This window comes from Bradyrhizobium sp. CCGB12 (assembly GCF_024199845.1).
Taxonomy (GTDB): domain Bacteria; phylum Pseudomonadota; class Alphaproteobacteria; order Rhizobiales; family Xanthobacteraceae; genus Bradyrhizobium.
On the sequence record NZ_JANADO010000001.1, the window covers coordinates 2,754,556 to 2,777,541 of the forward strand.

Below are 22,986 nucleotides of genomic sequence, written 5' to 3' on the forward strand. Positions count from 1 at the left end.
GGGGCGTTGCTGGTCCCGCTCACAGGGCGGTGCTGGCTGCGAATCAGTTAGTCTCTCTCCAGGCCATCCTCCGGAGAGACACCTTGCAGAGTAGCGGCGCCGGCGCGCGCGCGTTCCAGAACGCGCGATTGCAGAAGAAACTGAAGAAGCAGGCGGACGCTATCATCTCCGCGGCGGCAACCGCTCATGGCCAGGGCAGATATACGGAGGCCGAGGCGCTCTGCCGCCAGGTCCTGCAAGCCGTTCCTGATCATTTCGACGCCACGCATCTGCTCGGTCTGTGCGCGCATCAAGGCGGCCGCCTGGGAGAGGCGCAGCAGCTGCTCGAGCGCGCGATCGCAATCGACCCGCGTTCGCACGAGGCCCACAACAATCTCGCGACTGTGCATTTGGGGCTCGGCCAATTCGAAGCCGCCCGCGCATGTCAGGAGAAGGCGATCGCGCTGAAGCCGAATTTTCCGCAGGCCCTGACCAATCTCGGCAATACGCTGTTGCATCTGAGCCTGCCTGCGCAAGCCATCGAAGCGTACGACCGCGCCATTCGGCTGAAGCCGGACCATGCCGATGCGCTTTGCAATCGTGGCCTGGCGGAGCTGACGCTGGGCCAGTTTGACCGCGCCAAGCAGAGTTTCGAGCGCGCCTTGGTGTTTCAGTCGCGTCATGTGGAAGCACTCGTCGGCAAGGGCGTGGTCAGTATCGAGCTCAAGCACTACGATGAAGCGGAAGCCGCGCTCGGAGCGGCGCTGATGGTCAGGCCCAATTCGGCGAAGGCCCTGGCGCACCGCGGACGGCTCCATCTCGATCTGTCGCGATCGGGACAGGCGGCAGCGGATTTTGATGCAGCGCTTGCGCTTTCGCCAAGGCTCGAGGTGGCCTTGCAGGGAAAGGCGCAGGTCGCGCTTGCTCTGGGGAACACGGCGCAGGCGATCGCGGCCGTCAAGACCTTGCTCGAGGAAAATCCGCGCTCCGCGATCGCGATGACGCTGCTGAGCGCCTGTTTTGCAAACCAGGGCGAGATCGCATCCGCGATCGAACATCTCGACGCCGCGCTGACAATCGCGCCTGACAATGCGGACTTGATCGCGCGGAAAATCCATTTTCTGGATTTTCTCCCCGAGGCCGATTTCGCGGTCCAACAGGCAGCGCGAAAATATTGGTGGGAAGCGATCGGCGCCAGATTGCCGCAAAGGAAGCTCGCACCCCGGCAGATTGATCCTGACAGGCGGATCGTGATCGGTTATGTCGCTGCCGAATTCTGGTACCACTCGGCGGCGTTCGGCCTGCTGCCGGTGCTGCGCCATCACGATCATGCCCAATTCGAAATCGTCTGCTATTCCTGCTCGCCGTTGCAGGACGAGATGACCGCCGAATTCAGATCGTTGGCGGACGTCTGGGTCGACGCCTGGCAGCTCTCGGACGACGAGCTGGCCGATCGTATCCAGGCCGACAAGGTCGATATCCTGATCGACGTATCCGGGCATTCGACCGGCAACAGGCTCCCTGTCTTCGCCCGCAAGCCGGCTCCCATCCAGGTCACGGGCTTCGGGCATGCGACCGGTACGGGCCTTCAGACCATGGACTACGTGCTGGCCGATCCGGTCTTCATTCCACAATCGGCGCGGCATCTGCTCGCCGAGAAGGTTCACGACCTGCCGTGCCTGATCACGACCGACCCTATCCTGGATGTGCCGCGGTCGGAGCTTCCCATGCTCCGCAACGGCCATGTCACCTTCGGCGTGTTCAACCGCATCTACAAGATCTCGGACGAGGCGATCCGCGTGTGGGCGAAAGTGATGCGCGAGGTGACCGGATCGAAGATCATCATCAAGCATACCCTGCTTGATGATTCCTTGCTGCGCGACGGTCTGATCGCGCGCTTCGTGGCACAGGGCATCGCCGAAGAGAACGTCATCTGCATGGGCTCGACCCCGCGCCATGAGCACCTCATGGCCTTCACGCAGGTCGATATCTCCCTCGATACTTTCCCGCAGAATGGCGGCGTCAGCACCTGGGAATCCCTCTATGCGGGCGTTCCGGTCGTCGCCAAGCTCGGCAACGGCGCCTCGTCGCGCGCCGGCGGTGCCATCGTGGCGGCCGCCGGTCTCGACGACTGGGTCGCCGAGGACAACGATGGCTACGCCGCAATCGCGTGCAAATACGCGGCGCAGCCTGAGCATCTCGCGAAGTTACGGGCGGAGTTGCCGGCGCGGATCGCAGCTTCACCCGCCGGCAATGTCGAGATCTACACGCGCAGGGTCGAGGCGGGCTATCGCCAGTTCTGGCGCGACTATTGTGCCTCGGCTCCAGAGAGCGGCGGGGTCGCGTAGAGAGCCGGCCGCGCGTGCCCCGTGGGCGCGCGCTTTCCGGATGTGAGGAATCCTGCGGTTATCAGACGAAGGGCGGCTTGATGTTGCTGCGCTTCTCCAGCCACTCCGGCACCGGAAGGTTCTTGGCGCGCATGAAGTCCGCGTTGAACAGCTTCGACTGATAGCGGCTCCCGGAATCGCAGAGGACGGTGACGATCGTCTTGCCGGGCCCGAGCTGCTTCGCAAGGCGTATCGCGCCGACGATATTGATGCCGGTCGAACCGCCGAGGCACAGGCCTTCGTGCTGGAGCAGCTCGTAGATCGCGCTGACGGCTTCGGCGTCGGGAATGAGATAGGCCTCATCGACCTTGGCTGTCTCGACGATCGCCGTGGCGCGGTTGAGGCCGATGCCTTCGGTGATCGAGCCGCCGGGCGTCGCCTTGGCATCGCCGGTCCTGAAATATTCGTACATGCCGGCGCCGTGCGGATCGGCGCAGGCGATGCGGATGTTCTTGTTCTTCTCTTTCAGATAGCGGCTGACGCCGGCGAGCGTGCCGCCGCTGCCGACCGAGCAGGCGAAGCCATCGACCTTGCCGCCGGTCTGTTCCCAGATCTCAGGTCCGGTGGATTCGTAATGCGCCTTGGCGTTGTCGAGGTTGTTCCACTGGTCGGCGAAAAGCACGCCATTCGGTTCGGTCTTGCGCAGCTCGTCGGCGAGCCTGCGGCCGACATGCTGGTAGTTGTTGGGGTTGGCATAGGGCAGGGCCGGCACCTCGATCAGCTCGGCGCCGCACAGCTTCAAGAAATCCTTCTTCTCCTGGCTCTGCGTCTCTGGGATCACGATGAGGGTGCGGTAGCCGCGGGCGCTGGCGACGACCGCAAGGCCGATGCCGGTATTGCCGGCGGTTGCCTCCACCACGAGACCGCCAAGCTTGAGCTCGCCGCGCTTTTCCGCCTCCAGGATCATCCATTTGCCGGCACGGTCCTTCACCGACTGGCCGGGATTCATGAACTCGGCCTTGCCCAGAATGGTGCAGCCGGTCAATTCCGAAGCGCGCTTGAGCTTGATGAGCGGGGTGTTGCCGATGGCTTCGACAACGTCGTTATTGATGGTCATATCGGGGGAAATCACTGGCAAAGGGTTGATCAGGCTGGCCAGAACCTAGTGCTTGCAAGGCCAAAGGGGAAGGCTTTTGCGCTGCGGCGAAACCGGCCGCAGTCTCCGCCGCTGCAGGAATATTCTTGAGGGCGCAGACCCGGCGATGATGTGCCGGGCCGCGAGGCGGGATATCGGTAGGAGAATATCGGCGATCGTCGTCGGAGCACGGAAGATCACGATCGTCGCGGGCAGCCCTCACGACGATCTTTGCCTGAGGCGGGATGGCGATGCCGAAATGGGTGGAGGGCGCGTGGAGTTTGGAGGCCAATCTGCGTGCACGAGGCGCACTCGTTTTCGGCAATTGACGATCTCGTGAAAGTGGCCCGGCCAGACCTCGCGACCGAGCTGAAGTCGCGCAAATGCAGCTAAGCCTTGAGACGGGATCGAGCCGCGCCGCTGTTGCGGCAATATCACATGAAATCTTAGTAAGCTTGAGCGCGTGTCGGGACGACGCCGAAATACAAAAAATCCCTGCAAGACAGGGATATTTTGTATTTACGCGATTCCGGCGCTTGTCTGTTCCGGCGTGCCTCTCGCACCTGCGGGACTGTCCCGCAGTTCCGCGCCCAGCTAGTATGAGTCTCAGGTTCCGCAGAAAGCATCATAGCTGTGAACGAGTTACCCAACGCCCCCCGACTGTGCCGCCGCGAATCGGTTAATCCGGCTTCGCGGTGGCGGCTCGATCTGCCCGGCGGGGGGTGGATGTGACACAGGATGTTCCTGCGATCGCCATGTGGCGGTCCCTTGGTTCGCCGTCCCGGACGCGGCGCGCGGCGCGCTGGCTCGCGGCGCTTTGCCTCGCGGCCAGTTCCGGCGCTTGCGTGCTGACGCAGGATCTTCCTGATCCTGCGCTCGATGTTCCCACGCAGTACAAATACGCCGGCAAGGGGGATGCGCCGCCATCGCTGGATTGGTGGCGCGGCTTCCGTTCTGCCGAGCTGACGCAGCTGATGGAGGAGGCGCAGACCGTCAACCTCGACATCGCCGCTGCCGTCGCACGCATCGTCCAGGCCGACGCCCAGGCGCGGCAGGCGGGAGCGGCGCTGCTGCCGAGCGTGTCGACGGGCGGATCGGAAACCTACTCACGCACCTCGGGCTCGAGCGCCTCGGGCCTGTCCATCGGCGGGCGCGAGGTCGTCAACTATTCGGCTTCGCTGAGCGCGAGCTACCAGCTCGACTTCTGGGGCCAGAACCGCGACGCGCTGCAGACCGCCGAGGAGACCGCCAACGCCAACCGCTTCGATCGTGACACCGTCGCGCTGACGACGCTGGCAGCCGTCGCCAACGCCTATTTCCAGGTGCTGGCCTCGCAGGACCGCATCAGGACGTCCCAGCGCAACATCGCGAGCGCGCAGCGCATCCTCGACGCCGTCAAGGAGCGCCGCAAGGCCGGCACCGGCACCGACCTCGACGTCGCCCAGCAGGAGAGCGTGCTTGCGAACCAGAAAGCCCTGGTGCCGCCGCTGCGCCAGACGCTCGACCAGAATGTCAACGCGCTCGCCGTGCTGGTTTCCCGGCCGCCCGAGAGTGTGCGCGTGCTCGGCGGCTCCCTGGACCGGATGGCGATCCCTCGCGTGACGCCCGGCCTGCCGTCGGAGCTCCTGACGCAGCGGCCCGACATTCGCAGGCAGGAGGCGCAGCTCGCCTCCGCCACTGCGAACGTCGGCAATGCCCGCGCGCAGTTCTTTCCGACGATCCAGTTGACCGGCAATGGCGGCTATCAGAGCTCGGCGCTGGTCTCGCTGTTCCAGCCGCATGCCGCTTTCTTCCAGCTCGTCGGCAGCGCCACGCAGCCGATCTTCGACGGCGGCAGGATCCTCGGCAATTTCGAATTCGCCAAGGCGCGGCAGGACGAACTGCTTCAGACCTACCGCAAGACCATCGTCCAGGCCTTTGCCGACGTCGACAACGCGCTGTTCTCGATCAAGCAGACCACGATCAAGCTGCAATTGCAGCGCGACGTCGTTGTCGCCTCGCGCCGCGCCTTCGATCTCTCCGAGCAGCAATTGCGCGCCGGCACCGCCGACATCGTGACCGTGCTCAACACCCAACTGACCCTGTTCCAGGCGGAAGACGCACTGTCGCAGGCCCAACTCGCACGGCTTCTCGCCATCGTCAGCCTGTATCAGGCGCTCGGCGGCGGTTGGGAGCCGAGGATGGAGAAACCGGTCAATGCTCTTTAAGCCGGACACGAAGCAGGACGCGGAACAGGGGACGGCGAAAAAATCGCGCGGCCGCGGCTTCGTCATGATCCTGATAACGCTCGCGATCCTCGGCGGGCTCGGTTATCTCGGCTGGACCGTCTTCCATCAGCAGCAGACCAACAACCGCAACCAGCGGCCCGATCTGCCGGTGCCCGTTCTGGCGGCGAGCCCGCGCATCCAGGACGTGCCGGTTTATCTCGACGGCGTCGGGGCGATCCGCGCGCTCAACACCGTGACCGTGCGCTCGCAGGTCGACGGCAAGCTGATCGCCGTCAATTTCATCGAAGGGCAGGACGTCAAGAAGGGCGACGTCCTCGGCGAGATCGATCCGGCGATCTATCAGGCGCAGTACGACCAGGCCATCGCCAAGAAGGCGCAGGATCAGGCCCAGCTCGCCAACCAGCGCATCGACCTCACGCGCTATGAGCAGCTCGCGGCGTCCAACGCCGGCTCCAAGCAGCAGGCCGACACCCAGCGCGCGCTGGTGGCGCAGACCGAGGCTCTGGTGAAAGCCGATCAGGCCGCAATCGACAACGCGGCCGCGACACTGAGCTATACCAAGATCGTGGCGCCGCTTTCGGGCCGCGCCGGCCTGCGCCAGGTCGACCAGGGCAACATTATCCACGCCTCCGACACCACCGGCCTCGTCGTCATCACGCAATTACAGCCGATCGCGGTGTGGTTCAGCCTGCCGCAGCAGCAGATCATGCGCGTCAACGCCGCGGCGGCAAAGGGCACGCTTGCCGTCGATGTGTTTGGCAATGACGGCATCACCGTGATCGACACCGGCAAGCTCACCGGCATCGACAACCAGGTCGACCCGACCACCGGCACGCTCAAGCTCAAGGCCGAGTTTCCCAACGCCAATTACCAGCTGTGGCCTGGCCAGTTCGTCAATGTCCGCCTCAAGGTCGAGACCTTGATGCAGGCGTTGGTGGTGCCGACCTCCGCGGTGCAGCGCGGTCCGATCGGCACCTTCAGCTACGTCATCGGCGAGGACAACGTCGTCTCGGCCAAGCCCGTGACGGTCACCCAGCAGAACGAGCATGACGCCGTCATCGCCAGCGGCCTGTCGCCGAACGACAAGGTCGTCACCACGGGCTTTGCAAATTTGTCCGACGGCTCCAAGGTGATGGTCGGCCGCGACGACCAGACCCCTTCGGCCGATCTCGCGCCGCGCAAGCGCTCGCGCGGGCCGGACGCTCAGAAGAAGGATGGCGCCAAGGAAGGCCAGAAGGATCACCAGAAGGACGGACAAGGCAAGGACGGCGAATTCCGCGCCAAGCGGAAGAGCAGCGAAGGCGACCAGAAGGGACAGACCGGGCCGGCACCGGGGCCGGGGGCATCGGGAAGTGGAGCCAAGCAGCCATGATCCCGACAACAGCCGCTTGACGCGGCAGGCGTAAACCATGGGTGTCTCCGAACCCTTCATCCGCCGTCCCATCGCGACCTCGCTGCTTGGCATCGCGCTGCTGATCGGCGGTGCGCTCGGCTATTTCTCGCTGCCGGTCTCGGCGCTGCCGCAGGTCGATTTCCCGACCGTGCAGGTGACGACGCAGCTGCCGGGCGCAAGCCCCGACGTGATCGCCTCGCTCATCACCGCGCCGTTGGAGCGGCAGCTCGGCCAGATCCCGTCGCTGTCGGCGATGAACTCGACGAGCTCGTTCGGGGTCAGCCAGATCTCGCTCCAGTTCGATCTCAACCGCGACATCGACGGCGCCACCCAGGACGTGCAGGCCGCGATCAACGCCGCGGCCGGCGTGCTGCCCAAGACGCTGCCTTACCCGCCGACCTACGCCAAGGTGAACCCGGCGGACGCGCCGGTGATGACGCTGGCGCTGCGCTCGGACACGATCTCGCTGCGGGCGATGAGCGACATCGCCGATACCATTCTGGCGCAACGGTTGAGCCAGATCTCCGGTGTCGGACGCGTCTCGGTCCTAGGTGGATTGAAGCCGGCCGTGCGCGTCCAGGCCGACCTGGCGCGGCTGGCCGCCTACGGCATCGCCATGGAGGATCTGCGCGCCGCGATCGCCAATGCCAACGTCTCGGGCCCGAAGGGCTCGCTCGACGGCGCGCAGCAATCCTACATCATCGCCGCCAACGACCAGATCGCCGCCGCCGACGCCTACAAGCCGATCATCATCGCCTATCGCAACGGCTCGCCCGTCACCATCGGCGACGTCGCCCAGATCGTCGACGGGCTGGAGAACGACCGCACCGGCGGCTGGTACCAGGGCACGCCGGCCGTCATCATCGACATCCAGCGCCAGCCCGGCGCCAACGTCATCGACGTCGTCAGCCAGATCCGCGCCGAGATCCCCAAGGTGCAACGTGCGATCCCGGCCGGCGTGAACCTCACCATCGTCTCCGACCGCACCGTGACCATTCGCGCCTCTGTCCGCGACGTGCAGTTCACGCTGATCCTCAGCGTCGTGCTGGTGACGCTGGTGGTGCTGCTCTTCCTGCGCTCGCTGCGGGCCACGCTGATCGCCGGCGTGGCGCTGCCGCTGTCGCTGATCACAAGCTTCGGCATCATGTATTTTGCCGGCTTCAGCCTCGACAATCTGTCGCTGATGGCGCTCACGATCGGGACCGGCTTCGTCGTCGACGATGCCATCGTCATGATCGAGAACATCGTCCGCCACATGGAGAACGGCGACGGCGCGATGGAGGCCTCGCTCAAGGGCGCCAGCGAGATCGGCTTCACCGTGATCTCGCTGACGGTGTCGCTGATCGCGGTCTTCATCCCGCTGCTGTTCATGTCGGGCCTCGTCGGGCGCATGTTCCGCGAATTCGCTCTGACGCTGACCATCGCGGTCGTCACCTCGGCGGTGGTCTCGCTGACGCTGACGCCGATGATGTGCTCGCGGCTGCTCAAGCACGCCCACGAGGAGCTGGCGGTGCCGGGCCTTGCCGCCATCAGCCGCTTCATCGACCGCACCGTCGAGGCCTATCACCGGACGCTGCTGTGGGTGCTGGAGCGCCAGCGCGCCACGCTGGTCGTGACATTCGCCACGCTGGTCGCGACCCTCGTCCTCTACGTCGTCGCGCCAAAAGGCTTCCTGCCGCTGCAGGACACCGCCTCGATCACGGCGGTGACGGAGGCCGGTCCGGACGTGTCGTTCGCGGAGATGCAGAAGCGGCAGGCCGAGGCCGCAGACGCCATCAAGGCCGATCCCGACGTGGTCGGGGTGGTCTCGGTGATCGGGGCGGGCTCCGTCAACCCGACCACCAATGTCGGACGCCTCGTCATGACCCTGAAGCCGCGCGGCGAACGGCGCGACGATGTCAGCGTGGTTGTGACCCGATTGAAGGAGAGGGTCTCAGGCATCCCCGGCATGACCGTCTATTTCCAGCCGGTGCAGGACGTGCAGATCTCGACCCAGTCGAGCCGGTCGCAGTACCAGTACACGCTGACCGGCACCGATGCGACGCAGGTCTCGGAATGGGCGGGCAAGCTGGTGGCGGAGATGCGGCGCGACCCGCTGTTCCGTGACGTCTCCTCGGAGGCGCAGGAAGGCGGCCTGCGCGCGCAGCTCGACGTCGACCGCACGCGGGCCGGCCAGCTCGGCGTCAGCCTCCAGGCCATCACCGACACGCTGAACGACGCCTTCGCGCAGCGGCAGATCTCGACCATCTACGGCCAGGCCAACCAGTACCGCGTCGTGCTGGAGGCCCTGCCGATGTACCAGCGCGATCCCTCGATTCTGTCCAAGCTCTATCTGCCGGGCGCCGCGAGCACGACGGTAGGCGCGCCCAACGCCCAGGTGCCGCTCGATGCGGTGGCGACGCTGAAGCGCACCACGGCGCCGCTCGCGATTTCGCACCAGGCGCAATTCCCGTCGGTGTCGCTCAGCTTCAACCTCGCGCCGGGTGCGGCCCTCGGCGATGCAGTCGAAGCCGTGAAGGCGATCGAAACCCGTATCGAGATGCCCAACAGCATCGTAGGCGTCTACGCCGGCGACGCCGCCGAATTCGCCAAGGCTCTCGCGGGACAGCCCTGGCTGCTGCTCGCCGCCGTGATCACGATCTACATCGTGCTCGGCGTGCTCTATGAGAGTTACATCCACCCGATCACGATCCTGTCGACGCTGCCGTCCGCCGGCGTCGGCGCCATCCTGGCGCTGGTTTTGTGCGGGCAGGATCTCTCGGTGATCGGGCTGATCGGCATCGTCCTCTTGATGGGCATCGTCAAGAAGAACGCGATCATGATGATCGACTTCGCGCTCGAGGCCGAGCGCGGGCAGGGCATGTCGCCGAACGAGGCGATCGTGCAGGCGTGCCTGTTGCGCTTCCGCCCGATCATGATGACGACGCTGGCGGCCTTGTTCGGCGCGCTGCCGCTCGCGATCGAGAGCGGCACCGGCGCCGAGCTGCGCTTTCCGCTCGGCATTTCCATCATCGGCGGCCTGCTGCTCAGCCAGTTGTTGACGCTCTACACCACGCCGGTGATCTACCTGGCGCTCGACCGCATCAACCGCCGCCTCGAGCAGGCGCTGCCGCCGGCGGAGTCCGGCGGCCCGCCGGTCGCGGGCGCGACCGAGGGGATGCAGTGATGGCATCGATCTCGGAGCCCTTCATCCGCCGCCCGGTTGCGACCACGCTGCTGTCGATCGGGTTGTTCCTGCTGGGTGTCGTCGCCTACGAGTTCCTTCCCGTCGCCTCGGTCCCGAACGTCGACTTTCCCGCCGTCTTCGTCTCGGCCAGCCGGCCCGGCGCCGATCCGTCCGTGATGGCGGCGACCGTGGCCTCGCCACTGGAACGGCGGCTTGGCGAAATCGCCGGCATCAACCAGATCACGTCGACGAGTTCGCTCGGCACGACCAACATCCAGCTCCAGTTCGATATCGGCCGCAACATCGACAAGGCGGCGCGAGACGTGCAGGCGGCCATCAACGCCTCGCTCGTCGATTTGCCGAGCGACCTGCCGACGCTGCCACGTTTCCGCAAGGCGAATACGGCCGGCGCGCCTGTCTTCGTTCTCGCGCTGACCTCGAAGACGCTGTCGGCCAGCGCCATCTATGATGTCGCCGATACGGTGCTGGCCCAGCGCATCTCGCAGGTACCCGGCGTCGGCGACGTCACGGTCTCGGGTGCCGATCAGCCGGCCGTGCGGGTGCAGCTCAACCCCGTCGCGCTGTCGAACGCCGGCATCGCCACCGACGACGTCAGGACGGCGATCGTCAACGCCAATCCGCTCGGTCCCGTCGGCATCTTCAACGGCGAGCGCCAGAGCGAGACGTTGTCGCTGAACAAGCAGATGCGCACCGCGAAGGAGTTCCGCGATATCGTCATCAAGAGCTCCAACGGCAATTTCGTACGGCTGTCCGACGTCGCCGACATCGAGGATTCCGTCCGCAACGCCCGCTCCATCGCCTGGTTCAACAAGCAGCCGGCGGTGCTGATCCAGATCACCAAGCAGGGCGATGCCAACGTCATCGACACCGTCGACAGGGTCAAGGCGCTGATCCCCGCGCTGAAGCAGTGGATCCCGGCCGGCGTCGAGATCTCCACCCTGGTCGATCGGACCGGCACGATCCGCGCCAGCGTGCTCGACATGCAATGGACCCTGCTGGCAACCGCGTTCCTCGTCATGGTCGTTGTATTCGTCTTCCTGCGGCGCCTCACACCGACGATCGCGGCGGGCATCTCGGTGCCGCTGGCGCTGGCCGGGACCTGTGCCGGCATGTGGGTCGCGGGCTTCTCGATCGACAATCTGTCGCTGATGGCGCTGGCGATCTCCGTCGGCTTCGTGGTCGACGACGCCATCGTCATGATCGAGAACATGTTCCGCAATCTCGAGCAGGGCATGCGGCCGTTCCGGGCGGCGCAGGAGGGCGCCAAGCAGATCGGATTTACCGTGGTCTCGATCAGCCTGTCGCTGATCGCGGCCTTCACGCCGCTGATCTTCATGGACGGTATCGTCGGCCGTCTCCTGCGCGAATTCTCGCTGACGCTGACCTTCGCGATCCTGGTCTCGACGCTGGTGTCGCTCACGGTCACGCCGATGATTTGCGCCCATTACATCCGGCAGACCACCTCCGGCACCGCCACGCTGTTCGATCGGCTGATCGAGGGCTCGCTGTCACGGGTCGTCGCCTTCTACGCCCGCACCTTGCGCACCGTGTTGGAATTTCCGCTGCTGACGCTGATGGTGTTCTTCGCGACCATCGGCCTCACGGTGACGCTCTACATCAAGGTGCCCAAGGGCTATTTCCCGATCGACGATTCCGGTTTCATCATCGGCGCGACGCGCGCCTCGGCCGACATCTCGTTCCAGTCGATGCTCGGCCTCCAGCAGCGGCTCGCCGACATCGTGATGCAGGATCCGGCCGTGGCCGGCATCGGATCGACCGTGGGCAGCGGCGGCGGGCCGGGGGCGGCGACCTCGAACCGCGGCGTCATGTACATCAGCCTGAAGCCGCCGGAGGAGCGCGACCATGTCTCGACGCAGGTCGTCATCGACCGTCTCAGGCGCGCGCTGTATCCCGTGCCCGGCATCCGCCTCTTCATGTTCGCCGCCCAGGACGTGCGCGCCGGCGGCCGGCAGAGCGATTCCGACTATCAGTACACGTTGACCAGCACCGATCTCGGCCTGCTGCAGAAATGGGCGCCGATCGTCGCCAAACGGATGGAGAGCGTCGAGGGCATCACCGACATTTCCAGCGACCGCGATCCCGGTGGGCTTCAGCTGACCTTGTCGATCGACCGCCAGAAGGCCTCGGCCCTCGGCGTCAACGTCCAGGACATCGACAACGCGCTGAACAACGCGTTCTCGCAGCGTCAGATCTCGATCATCTATACCCAGCGCAATCAGTACATGACCGTGCTGGAGATCGACCCGAAATTCCAGGTCGATCCCTCCAACCTCGAACGCATCTATGTCGCGGGCGCCAATGACGTGCAGGTGCCGCTGTCGGCCGTGGTGCACGCGACGCGCACCCTCGCGGCGCTCGCGGTCTATCACTCGCAGTCGTTCCCCTCGACCACGGTGTCGTTCAACCTCCTACCCGACGTGCCGCTCCAGGCCGCGACGCAGAACATCCAGCGCGCGGTCGAGGAATTGCACATGCCCGAGGGCATCCGAGGCAGCTTTGACGGCAATGCCGGCGATTTCGCCAAGACCAGCAGCCGTCAGCCGCTCTTGATCCTCGGCGCGCTGGTCGCGATGTATATCGTGCTCGGCGTGCTCTATGAGAGTCTCGCCCATCCGCTCACGATCATCTCGACGCTGCCCTCGGCCGGCCTCGGCGCGCTCCTGGCGCTCCAGCTCACCAACACGCCGCTGACGGTGATCGCCTTCGTCGGCATCATCCTCTTGATCGGCATCGTCAAGAAGAACGGCATCATGATGGTCGACTTCGCGCTCGATGCCGAGCGCCAACGCGGGCTGTCCTCGGCCGAGGCGATCTTCGAGGCGTGCCAGGCGCGCTTCCGCCCGATCCTGATGACGACGATGGCGGCGCTGTTCGCCGGCATTCCGCTCGTGGTCGCGACCGGCCCCGGCACGGAGTTGCGCCGTCCGCTCGGCATCACCATCATCGGCGGCCTGTTCGTCTCGCAGATCCTGACGCTCTACACGACGCCGGTGATCTACCTCCTGATCGACCGTCTGCGGCGGCGATCTGCGCCGCGCCCGCTGGCTGCGCCGGCGGAATAGGTTGTTGAAGCGCCGCTTCAAGCGTATAGCGGCGCCATGTCCAACCTGCCCGACGCCGCGCCGGCCGAGCCGATCCCCGAATGCCCGCACTGCCAGAAGCCGATGCCGCTGTGCATCTGCGACAGCGTCACGCCCATTGAAAATCGCCTCTCGCTCCTGATCCTCCAGCATCCGCAGGAGCAGGACAGGGCGCTCGGCACTGCGCGGCTGCTTGCGAAACATTTCGCCGATGCCACGGTGCGCGTCGGCCTGTCCTGGCCGAGCCTGTCCAAGGCGCTGGGGCGGCCGGTCGAGAACGCCGCCCGTTGGGCCGTGCTCTATCTCGGCTCGGCCCGCGCCGCCGATCTCGACGCCGAGGGCGAGATCGTCGCGCTCAATCGCAAGGGCGAGGTCGCGGACAACCAGCGCGCGATCCTCGGCAAGCTCGAAGGCGTCGTGCTGCTCGACGGCACCTGGAGCCAGGCCAAGGCGCTGTGGTGGCGCAATCCCTGGATGCTGAAATGCCAGCGCGTGATCCTCAACCCGCAGAGCCCCTCGCGCTACGGACGCCTGCGCAAGGAGCCGCGCCGCGACGGGCTTTCGACCATCGAAGCGGCCGCAACGATTCTGGCTGGGCTCGAGAAGCGCCCCGACATCGCCGATGCGCTGCACGCCAGTTTTGAACGACTGTTAGCGCGCTACCGCGAGGTTCAAGCCGAAATGCCGGAATTGGCGCCAAAGCCGGCTCCAAAGGGCCGCCGGCGCGATTTCCGGCGCAGCAAGCGCGCCTGACGTCGACCATATCGTCCGCTTGTGCGGCTGTTGCACTTGCGACAAGCGCCGGAAATGTCTAAGGCATTCGGCCGTGGGGCCACGTGGCGGAGTGGTTACGCAACGGTCTGCAAAACCGTGTACACCAGTTCAATTCTGGTCGTGGCCTCCATCACAAGCATCTGATCTCTCAAAACAAATCGATTTGACGCAGATCCTGCCTGGACCGGCAGCCGACGGCCCATGCTCCGGGTTTGCCCGGGTCCTGGCGGAAACCCGCGATTCAGGCTCGTTGGCATAGCGTTCGCATGGATTGGGCGAAGCATCCCAACCAACGAGCGCTGGAGAAGCCGTGGGCGAAATCGTCCGATTTATTCCAAAATCCGAGCTGGAGCGGGCTCGCCTCATTCGTGAGGCGCGCGCGATCTATGACAGCATCTTTCCGCCGGCCGCGCCCGACCGGGTGCCGCAGAACGGTGAGGATCGCGTCAAGCCTTGACCGTTGGGGCGCCGGATTTTCGGCGAGCGTCTACAGCAAAACGCCCGCGAGGCGGGCGCTTCCGGTCACAATGAAGATGAACTCAGCAGGCCGCGTACCAGCCGTCGGGAAAGGGCAGGAGGGGCCAGGCGCCCTCGTTGTCGTTGGCGGCCTTGGGCGTCGCGTCGAAGCTCCACGAGCGGGGCACGAATTCCTCCTCCGGCGCGGGCGCAAAATCCTCGTGGATCATGACGTCCCGGACGGCATTCAGCAGCAAATTGAATTCGGCTTCGCTCATCACACCCTCCGGAACGCGGATGGCGCAATGTCGCAAAGCCGGTTTGTTTCCCGATTGATCCGATCGTTCGCATTTTAACGATCAGGCGATCAGGTCCCGATTGGTTAGCGATTCCTGAAAATCCCCTCGGGAACTCTAGGTTCCCGCGTCCGGCCGGCAGTGTGAAAGAGATCACATCTCCGCAGCTTTATTTCTCGCACCCTTCATCGCGACCCTGGCCGACGCAGCCGGGCGGGCAGGGCAGAACGGGAGAGCGGTCATGAAGGCAAGGTTCTTGCGGTTTGCAGGTGTGAAGAACAGGGCGCGCCGCGCCTCCACGGTCGGGCTGTTCCTGACGCTGTTTGCGTCCACGGCCCATGCGCAGGGAACGCCGGAGCAGCGCCGGGCCTGCACGCCCGACGTGTATCGGCTCTGCGCCGGCGAAATCCCCAACGTTCGCGCCATCACCGCGTGCCTGCGGCGCAACCGGGCCAGCCTGAGCGAAGGCTGCCGCAGCGTGTTCGACCAGGCCGGCGGGTAGTTCTGTGGATTTGTGCGCAGCAAGTGGCGCGCGCGCCACGCAAATCTGCTGATTGATGTCTGTGGATATGCTGCGGATAGGCTGTTGAGTGATGGTGCTCGTTCAACGGGCGTTCGCAATTCCGAGACGCGATCCGGTAGCCCGGATGGAGCGCAGAGGCTGGGCAAGTATTTGTTTGGGCGCGGCTTACGCGGCATATCGGAAAATTGGACGGATTTGGGCTCGGATTGGCGCTGGAGCGGGCCGTATCCGGGTGATGATGTCGGTGATGTCGGTGATGGCGTTGAGCAGCAAGAGTGCCAAATGCGGAAGCCGGCTTGCCAGATAGGCCATGAAGGCGTCGAGGCCGAGAATGCTGAGGACTCGGGAGAAATTGTAGCAAAGCGCCATCAGGCTCCATTCGCCACAGACTTTGTCGAAGCCGCGGACGAGGAAGTGGCGGTAGCCGGCCCGGCATTTGATGGTGCCGAAGGGGTGTTCGGCGAGTTCGGCGCGGCGGCGCATCTGGGCCTCGGCGCCCTGCATCCGCGCGCGATGCCGATCCAGCACCGCTTCATGCTCCCAGCGCTGGACGGTGCGCGTCGGGATCTTGACGGTGACACAGCGCGCGCGCAGCGGGCAGGCGTCGCAATCTGACTTGCGGCTGACATACCTGATCTCGATCCGGTTGCCGTTGGTCTTGCGACCGTCCGTGGGACGCAGCTGCTTGCCGGCGGGACAGCGATAGACATCCGCTTCGGCGTCGTAGGCGAACGCCTCATGGCTGATGCGATCCTGCGCTTCGAGCCGCGTGGTTCGCTTGGCCAGCGGAACGTAGGCGGCAATGCCGTTCTCCTCGCAGTCCTTGAGCGTATGGCCGTTGTAGTAGCCGGTATCGGCGAGAACCGTCAGCGTCTCGACGCCAAGCTCGTCCTTTGCGGCCTTGGCCATGTCGTAAAGCTGGCCGCTATCGTTGCCGTCGTTGACGACCTCGCTCGCCGCGATCAGAGCGTGCTTGTCGTCGACGCCGATCTGAACGTTATAGCCTGCCACCACCTGGCCGTTCTTCGACAACAGGCGGGCATCCGGATCGGTTCGCGACAGCTGCGTCTGCCCGCTCTCCTCCAGTCGTGCCAGATCGGCCTGCAAGCTGGCGCGCTTGGCCATCAACGCCGCCACCTCTTGTGCGAGGTCTCCGCCGCGACTGCCATCGCCTCCGCCATCCCGCCCCGCGGGTGGACGTTCCACCTCGGCGCTGTCGTTGGCCTCGAGCGTGGCACCATAGGCTTCAATATCCTGCTCGATCTCCGCCAGCCGCTTGGCGAGCTTGCGCTGCGTTTTGATGCTCGCCTTGCTGGCGTTGCCATCAAAAAACGCACCGTCGATCGCCACAACCTCTCCGCCAATCAGACCGAGTTCGCGCAGCATCAGCACAAACTCCCGGTTCACCGCCTTGAGCGTCTTCCAGTTCTCCTGGCGGAACTTGGCGATGGTGCGATAGCCCGGCACCAGGCGCTTCATCAGCCAGATCAGTTCCAGATTGCGCCGGGCTTCGCGCTCCAGGTTGCGCGACGACCGGATCCGGTTCAGGTAGCCATAAAGATAAAGCTTCAGCAGGTCGGCCGGGTCATAAGGTGGCTGTCCAGCCCCGCCGCTCGATCCGGCATGGCGGAAGCCAAGCTTCCCGAGGTCAAGCGCTGCAACAAAAGCCTCGATCACCCGAACCGGATTGTCGCCGGCCACATAATCTTCCACCCGCGCCGGCAGAAGGCTCGGCTGATCCCGCCTGACGCCGGTTTTGAAGGTACGATTCGTCATGCCGAATCCTACCTTCACTCGATGTTAGAATCTTGCCCAGTCTCGAAGCGAAATCCGGGGCCGCTGTGTCCGCCGCGGAATCCCGGATTACGTTTCGCTCGATCCGGACTACAAGCTACGAGCCCTAGCGTTGCCCGTCGGGCAAAACACGCCACGGCTCGGTCAATCGCCTACGCTGAAATATTCGCCTTTACAGAATTTCTGATTTAGCGCATTGTCGTGCCACCTCATCCCAGTCAGAGGGGCGTATCGCGATCGTCACGAAACGCGGGATGGGCCGTGGTGGACGCTGGCAGCACCGGCGCGACGGGCAATCGCAGGGCGGGAGACCGTGAGCGATCGCGGCGCGCACACGAACGGCGCTATCAGCGTACGGCAAAACCGTGTCGTCCTGACGCCCGGGGTCTGTGCGTCAAGCCTTGCGGCGATGTGTGCTGCCCGACCGGGTGCGTTCATCAGTCATCCGCAAGGCGACGGGGGCAATAGTGCATCGCTCCCCGGGGAGAACTCGGCATAAGCCGTCAAACCATCGCGCAGGGAAGGCCGGTTGTTTTAGGCTTCACCTGTATGCCGCTGTGCAACCCTTGTAGCGCAACCTTCCGCACAGTGGACCCGTGGGTGCCCGGCCGGCACCCGGTCTTCCCTGCGCCCTCTGACAAAGAGGGTATCGTGATGAAGCAAAGCTCGGGCGAGAAAAGCCGCGAGGACGCGCAGGTGTGTCTGCGAGTTGAGATGCGAGTTGGCGGCGCCCGGTGATGCCTCTTGCTCCGTCATTGCGAGCGAAGCGAAGCAATCCAGAGTATCACCGCGGAGGGATTCTGGATTGCTTCGTCGCAAGAGCTCCTCGCAATGACGAACTGAGAGAGCTCGTTGCATTTCATCTCAAATTGCAACTCGCGCGTGCAAGAAGTCTTGATCGGCGGGTGATCTAAGGTGATCTGCCTGCCTTGAACGCGCGCCTGAGCGATCGCGACTAACCAACAGAGTGCCTAAGGGATCAGTGGAACGTGATCGCGACTCCTCTTCCTAAAGCACCAAAATGGTGCTTTGGTGCTTTCCATGAGCCCGTCGCCCCGAAACGCTCCGTCCGCGCTGCGTTACAGGCTTGCCCCGGACCCGGCCGCCAAGGCCGCGCTGGAGGCGACGTTTAGGGCTTATGACCGCATGATGGAGATTCTCGACGAGGTCGCGCGGAGCCACAATGTGGGTTCCAACGTGGTCCTGCTCCACGCCCATGCCTATGACCCGATCCGCAAGCAGACCGCGCTGCCCTCGCGCCTGGTGACGCTGGGCCTGCGCGACCGCGCCGACTATCGCGCGGCGCAGGGCCGCCGCCTCCCGCTCGACGACAAACTCGCCAAGATCAAGGGCCCCGCCACCATCTCGATTGCGACCGTCGAGGGCCGCTTCAGCGTGCCTTTCGACTACGCGGGCTACACCGAAGGCTGGGGGCAGAGCGTGCCCGCGCACCTGATCCGTACCGACGACGGTTTCGAAGTTCACTACGGCGTCACGCCGAACATTCTGCCAGAGGAGGAGAACGCTATGGATACCATCGCTGCCGCCCCCGACAATTTCCTGTCCCGGGTCGGGCGTCTGATCGCCGGGATCGCCTATGACGCGATCGAGCAGGCGGAAGGCAAGAACAAGCTCAAGGTGGTTGGACAGGCCATCCGCGAGATCGAGCGCGCCGAGAGCGAGGCGCGCGATGCACTCGCGGCCGCGCGGGCCGAGGAATACCGCCTCAACGCGCGCCGCACCGAGATCGAGCGCGGGATGACCGATCTTGCCGCCAAGATCGAGGGCGCGATCGCCGACGGGCGCGACGATCTCGCCCGCGCCGGCATCGCGCGGCAGATGGATCTGGAAGCCCAGTTCGAGGTGCTCTCGCGGGCCATCGACGAGAACAACGAGAAGATCGAGCAATGCGTGACGTCGCTGCGCGCCGTGCTGTCGGCGCTCCAGGATGCCGAGCAGCGCCGTGCCGATCTCGCAAAGAGCGAGGCCGTCGCAAGCCAGGAGGCGTCGGCATCGCCCCGGAAGCAGGGCGGCGGTTCTGCGGCCGCGAAGGCGCTGCGCGCGGGCAGGGCGGTGGCAAGGGTCACCGGCGTGCCGCCGGGCATCCCTTATTCGAGCGACATCGACGAGCTCAGCACGTTGCATCGCGACAAGGAAATTGCAGCGAGGCTGGCCCGGCTGAAGTCGCGCTCCTGAGTGCCGTGTCATGAGCGCTCTGCTCGAACACGTCATGTCGCCGGAGGTCAGGCCGTTCGCGATCGCGGCGGCCATGATCGTCATCGTCGGCTCGATCGAGGTGGTCTCGATGCTGGTGGGGGCGTCCTTGAGCGAAATGCTCGGCACCAACATCGATTTCGGTCACCCCAGCGACAATGGCGTGATCAACGCGATCTCGTGGATCAATGTCGGCGGCGTGCCGCTGCTGATTTTCCTGCTGTTGCTGCTGGGCGCCTTCTCCATCACGGGCTTCCTGATCCAGGACGTGGCGCGGATGGTGGCCGGTCCCTTGCCAGCGTCGGTCGCCTCGATCGGGGCGGTCGCTGCATCGGTTCCGCTGGTCCGCACCGCCAGCAGGGCGATCGCGCGGGTCATTCCCAAGGATGAGAGCTATGCCGTCGGCCTCGGCGATCTCGTCGGCCGCATCGGCGAGGTCGTCATCGGCCCGCTCGACCAGGGGCCGCCCGGCCGCGTCAGCGTCGCCGACGTCCACGGCAACCGTCATTTCGTCTGGGCGGTTGCAGCACCTTCATCGTCGCCGCTGCCGCAGGGAACCATGGTTCTCCTGGTCGATCGCGACGGCAGCCGCTTCGTTGCGGTGAAGGCCGACGATGAACTCAAACCCTCCAAGCCCAGTCTAAGCAGCAGCTAAGTCATTATCGGAGAAAGTCATGTTCGACATCGCAGTCCCGGCCATGATCGGCGTCGCGCTGATCGTCGTCCTGGGGATCGTCTTCACCATTCTCTACAAGCGCGCCACGCGCGACGAGGCATTCGTCCGCACCGGGCTCGGCGGCAAGAAGGTCGTGCTCGACGGCGGCGCCATGATCCTGCCGATCTTCCACTCCTATGCCAGCGTCAACCTGAAGACGCTGCGGCTCACCGTCGAGCGCAAGGAGCGGGAATCGCTGATCACCAAGGACCGCCTGCGCGTCGACATCGTCGCCGAGTTCTACGTGCGCGTCCGTCCCGACGAGGAGAGCATTGCGCTCGCAAGCCAGACGCTGGGCGCGCTGACCAACGATGCCGAGGCGCTTCGCAACCAGGTCGAAGCAAAGTTCGTCGACGGCCTGCGCTCGGTAGCTGCGACCATGAGCATCCTGGAACTCCAGGAGAAGCGCTCGGACTTCGTCAAGCACGTGCAGTCTACGGTCGAGTCCGATGTGAAGTCGAACGGGCTCGAGCTTGAATCGGTGTCGCTGACCAAGCTGGACCAGACCGACGTCAAGTTCTTCAACCCGGAGAATTTCTTCGACGCCGAAGGTCTCACCCAATTGAAGACCGTCACCGAGACCCGTCGCCGCGACCGCAATGCCATCGTGCGCGACAACGAGGTGGCGATCGCGCAAAAGGACCTCGAGGCGCGGCAGCAGACCCTCGGGATCGAGCGGACCAAGAAAGAGGCCGAACTCTCGCAGGAGCGCGACATCGCGAACAAGACCGCGAGCACCCGCGCCGAGGTCGCGACCGCGACGCAGACCGCACGCCTGACCGAAGAGAACGCCCGTATCGACACCGACCGCGCCGTTGCCGAGAAGGAGGCGGGCGCCAAGCAGGTTAAGGAAACCGCGGTGATCGAGTCGGATCTGGCGATCAACAAGCGCAAGACCGACGCCCAGCGCGAGATCCAGATCGCGACCCAGGAGAACGAGATCCAGATCGCCGCCAAGAGCAAGCAGACATCGGAAGCCGTTACCGAAGCCAAGACCGCCGAAGCGCTCGCGGTCTCCGCGGAGGAAAAGGTCGTGACCGCGCGCGCCGTCGAGGTCGCCGACCGTGCCCGTCTCACCCAGGTGCTGGCTGCGCGCACCGAGGCCGAGCGCAAATCGACCGAGCTGATCGTCGCGGCCGAGGCCGAGAAGAAGGCCTCGCTCGATCGCGCCGAGGCCGTGAAGACGCTGGCAACCGCGGAAGCCGAGTCCAACAAGATCAAGGCCGTCGGCGTCCGCAACATCGGTGAAGCCGAGGCCGCCGTCATTACCATGAAAAACGAGGCGCAGAACAAGCTCGGCACCAACGTCATCGATTTCGAGATCGCCAAGAAGCGGATCGAGACCATGCCCTCGGCGCTTGCCGAGATGGTGAAGCCAATCGCCAACCTCAAGGATGTCCGCATCCTGCACACCGGCGGTGCGTTCGGCGGCAACGGTGCTGGCGGCGGCAATGTCGGCTTCGGCGAAGGCCTCGCCGGCGAGCTTCTGAAGGTGCACGCGCTGCGTCCGATGATCGACGAGATCCTGCGCCAGAGCGGCTTTGCGCCGGGCGAGGATCCCGTGAAGGCACTGGTCGGCGCCGTGACGGGGAAGGGCAATGGCGCCGCGGTGCCTGTGGCTGCGCCCGCACCGGAGAAAACAAACGCCGCCGATCTATGAATGCCCATTCATTGCTGCGGAGAATTCGAAACGATAAGAACAGGCCGTGCGCGTCTCGCGTCGCGCACATCTTCCGGAGTGCTGATTGAGGGTGTCTCGAAGCCGTCGATCGCGCTCCGGACGAATCTTTCGAGGCAACGCCATTTGTTGCCGCGGCGCCTGCGCCGATCGACGCCAGGCGCCGAAGCCTGTTTCGATCGGGAGATTTTCGATGAAGTATTTTCTGTCTGGACTGATCGCGATCGGATTTGCGATCGCGGCCGCGCCTTCGTTCGCGGCTGACGCCCGCAACGTCACCGTCGTCAACGAGACCGGCTATGCCATCAAATTCCTCGGCTTCAACGCGCCGGACGATGGCCTCGACGAATGGGAGAACGAGCTCGAGAAGGTCTTGCAGAACCAGGCGAGCACCTATGTCGAGTTCGACGAGGACGACGAGGGCTGCGTCTGGAACATTCGCGTCGACTGGCAGAATTACGACGAGGCCGTGCTCTGGAAGAACGTCAACCTCTGCAAGATGACCGCGCTGCGGCTGCGCTACGACCCCGGCACCAAGACCACTTCGTTCCTGGCCGAGTAGCTCGGCTCTCCCATGGCCGGAGGAGGGGCCGCATCATGGCCCTTCCTCAGGCGCCTTGCGAGGATGACGAATTCGTCCTTTGCAAGCGCAACCGGCTTTGTTATACGCAGCCGCGCGCGAACAACTGGTTCGCCTTTTCCTCGGTAGCTCAGCGGTAGAGCATCCGACTGTTAATCGGATGGTCGCTGGTTCGAATCCAGCCCGGGGAGCCAAATTTCCGTTATATTTCAATGTGTTGACGTCACGCTCTGATGTGGCGTGCAATGCCGTTCGCGTGATCTGCGAGCGCCATCCTGCGCCGCCCCCTGGGAATCGCGTTCAAGCAGACGTGTCCAGCGGCGCCGTCGCGCCACGAGGGCGGCGCCAAATCGACTCAATTGATATCGAGCTTGGCCAGTGCCGGATTTTTACGGAGCTGATTCCCCATGCCAGACATCCAGGTCGACCGTTTTCATATGGCCCCCTCGATTCTGCCGGCCGACATTCCCGAACTCAGCGACGATGAATGCCTTGCTTGCCTCGCGCGAGCGGTCGAGGCACCCGATTCGGCGCGGCTGGACGAGGTCGCCGCTCTGATCGGCCGCCTTGCTGTGGCGATCGAATAATTCATCCTACACCCTGATG

The 22,986-nt window shown here is 64.7% G+C and carries 16 protein-coding genes and 2 tRNA genes; 15 read left to right on the plus strand and 3 right to left on the minus strand.

Features of this window, described 5'->3' with window-relative positions:
- Positions 1–83: 83 nt before the first annotated feature.
- On the plus strand, positions 84–2,327 hold the full coding sequence (locus NLM27_RS13255) for a tetratricopeptide repeat protein (protein ID WP_254143715.1): 2,244 nt from the start codon (positions 84–86) through the stop codon (positions 2,325–2,327).
- Positions 2,328–2,388: 61 nt separating this feature from the next.
- On the opposite strand, the gene NLM27_RS13260 is transcribed toward NLM27_RS13255, so the two are convergent.
- Positions 2,389–3,423, minus strand: coding sequence for a cysteine synthase A (locus tag NLM27_RS13260; RefSeq protein WP_254143716.1), 1,035 nt, complete (start codon positions 3,421–3,423; stop codon positions 2,389–2,391).
- A 773-nt stretch (positions 3,424–4,196) separates the two neighbouring features.
- Here NLM27_RS13260 and NLM27_RS13265 point away from each other — a divergent pair.
- The 7 genes from NLM27_RS13265 to NLM27_RS13295 all read left to right on the plus strand — a co-directional run bounded on the left by NLM27_RS13265 (position 4,197) and on the right by NLM27_RS13295 (position 14,581).
- Positions 4,197–5,648 (plus strand): efflux transporter outer membrane subunit, encoded by a 1,452-nt coding sequence (locus tag NLM27_RS13265; RefSeq protein WP_254143717.1) that lies wholly within the window; start codon positions 4,197–4,199, stop codon positions 5,646–5,648.
- The gene (locus NLM27_RS13270) at positions 5,638–7,041 is read left to right on the plus strand and encodes an efflux RND transporter periplasmic adaptor subunit (RefSeq protein WP_254143718.1); all 1,404 of its coding nucleotides are present in this window, start codon (positions 5,638–5,640) and stop codon (positions 7,039–7,041) included. The genes NLM27_RS13265 and NLM27_RS13270 overlap by 11 nt, the downstream gene beginning before the upstream one ends.
- 37 nt (positions 7,042–7,078) lie before the next feature.
- Positions 7,079–10,228, plus strand: coding sequence for an efflux RND transporter permease subunit (locus NLM27_RS13275; RefSeq protein ID WP_254143719.1), 3,150 nt, complete (start codon positions 7,079–7,081; stop codon positions 10,226–10,228).
- Positions 10,228–13,332 (plus strand): efflux RND transporter permease subunit, encoded by a 3,105-nt coding sequence (locus NLM27_RS13280; protein ID WP_254143720.1) that lies wholly within the window; start codon positions 10,228–10,230, stop codon positions 13,330–13,332. The genes NLM27_RS13275 and NLM27_RS13280 overlap by 1 nt, the downstream gene beginning before the upstream one ends.
- 36 nt (positions 13,333–13,368) lie before the next feature.
- Positions 13,369–14,103: a tRNA-uridine aminocarboxypropyltransferase gene (locus NLM27_RS13285; RefSeq protein ID WP_254143721.1), complete on the plus strand. Its 735-nt coding sequence runs from the start codon at positions 13,369–13,371 to the stop codon at positions 14,101–14,103.
- Positions 14,104–14,180: 77 nt separating this feature from the next.
- Positions 14,181–14,254 (plus strand) — tRNA-Cys (locus NLM27_RS13290).
- Between the two features lie 180 nt (positions 14,255–14,434).
- Entirely contained in the window at positions 14,435–14,581 is a 147-nt protein-coding gene (locus NLM27_RS13295; protein ID WP_254143722.1) for a hypothetical protein, read from the plus strand.
- An 82-nt stretch (positions 14,582–14,663) separates the two neighbouring features.
- On the opposite strand, the gene NLM27_RS13300 is transcribed toward NLM27_RS13295, so the two are convergent.
- Positions 14,664–14,858, minus strand: a complete 195-nt coding sequence (locus tag NLM27_RS13300) for a hypothetical protein (RefSeq protein ID WP_254143723.1) — start codon at positions 14,856–14,858, stop codon at positions 14,664–14,666.
- Positions 14,859–15,117: 259 nt separating this feature from the next.
- Here NLM27_RS13300 and NLM27_RS13305 point away from each other — a divergent pair, with 259 nt between their 5' ends.
- On the plus strand, positions 15,118–15,378 hold the full coding sequence (locus NLM27_RS13305) for a hypothetical protein (RefSeq protein WP_254143724.1): 261 nt from the start codon (positions 15,118–15,120) through the stop codon (positions 15,376–15,378).
- Positions 15,379–15,564: 186 nt separating this feature from the next.
- Here NLM27_RS13305 and NLM27_RS13310 read toward each other — a convergent pair whose 3' ends face one another.
- Complete coding sequence (locus tag NLM27_RS13310; RefSeq protein ID WP_254142551.1) at positions 15,565–17,175, minus strand: IS1182 family transposase; 1,611 nt, start codon at positions 17,173–17,175, stop codon at positions 15,565–15,567.
- A 1,050-nt stretch (positions 17,176–18,225) separates the two neighbouring features.
- Between NLM27_RS13310 and NLM27_RS13315 the strand changes: the two genes are divergently transcribed.
- The 6 genes from NLM27_RS13315 to NLM27_RS13340 all read left to right on the plus strand — a co-directional run bounded on the left by NLM27_RS13315 (position 18,226) and on the right by NLM27_RS13340 (position 22,967).
- Positions 18,226–19,389 carry a PspA/IM30 family protein gene (locus NLM27_RS13315; RefSeq protein WP_254143725.1) on the plus strand — a complete coding sequence of 388 codons (1,164 nt, stop codon included), beginning with the start codon at positions 18,226–18,228 and terminating at the stop codon, positions 19,387–19,389.
- Positions 19,390–19,399: 10 nt separating this feature from the next.
- Positions 19,400–20,062 (plus strand): OB-fold-containig protein, encoded by a 663-nt coding sequence (locus NLM27_RS13320; protein WP_254143726.1) that lies wholly within the window; start codon positions 19,400–19,402, stop codon positions 20,060–20,062.
- A 19-nt stretch (positions 20,063–20,081) separates the two neighbouring features.
- Complete coding sequence (locus NLM27_RS13325) at positions 20,082–21,782, plus strand: flotillin family protein (protein ID WP_254143727.1); 1,701 nt, start codon at positions 20,082–20,084, stop codon at positions 21,780–21,782.
- Positions 21,783–21,993: 211 nt separating this feature from the next.
- Positions 21,994–22,362 carry a hypothetical protein gene (locus NLM27_RS13330; protein ID WP_254143728.1) on the plus strand — a complete coding sequence of 123 codons (369 nt, stop codon included), beginning with the start codon at positions 21,994–21,996 and terminating at the stop codon, positions 22,360–22,362.
- 137 nt (positions 22,363–22,499) lie between these two features.
- Positions 22,500–22,574, plus strand: a tRNA-Asn gene (locus tag NLM27_RS13335).
- A 213-nt stretch (positions 22,575–22,787) separates the two neighbouring features.
- Positions 22,788–22,967 (plus strand): hypothetical protein, encoded by a 180-nt coding sequence (locus NLM27_RS13340; protein ID WP_254143729.1) that lies wholly within the window; start codon positions 22,788–22,790, stop codon positions 22,965–22,967.
- Positions 22,968–22,986 lie beyond the last annotated feature (19 nt).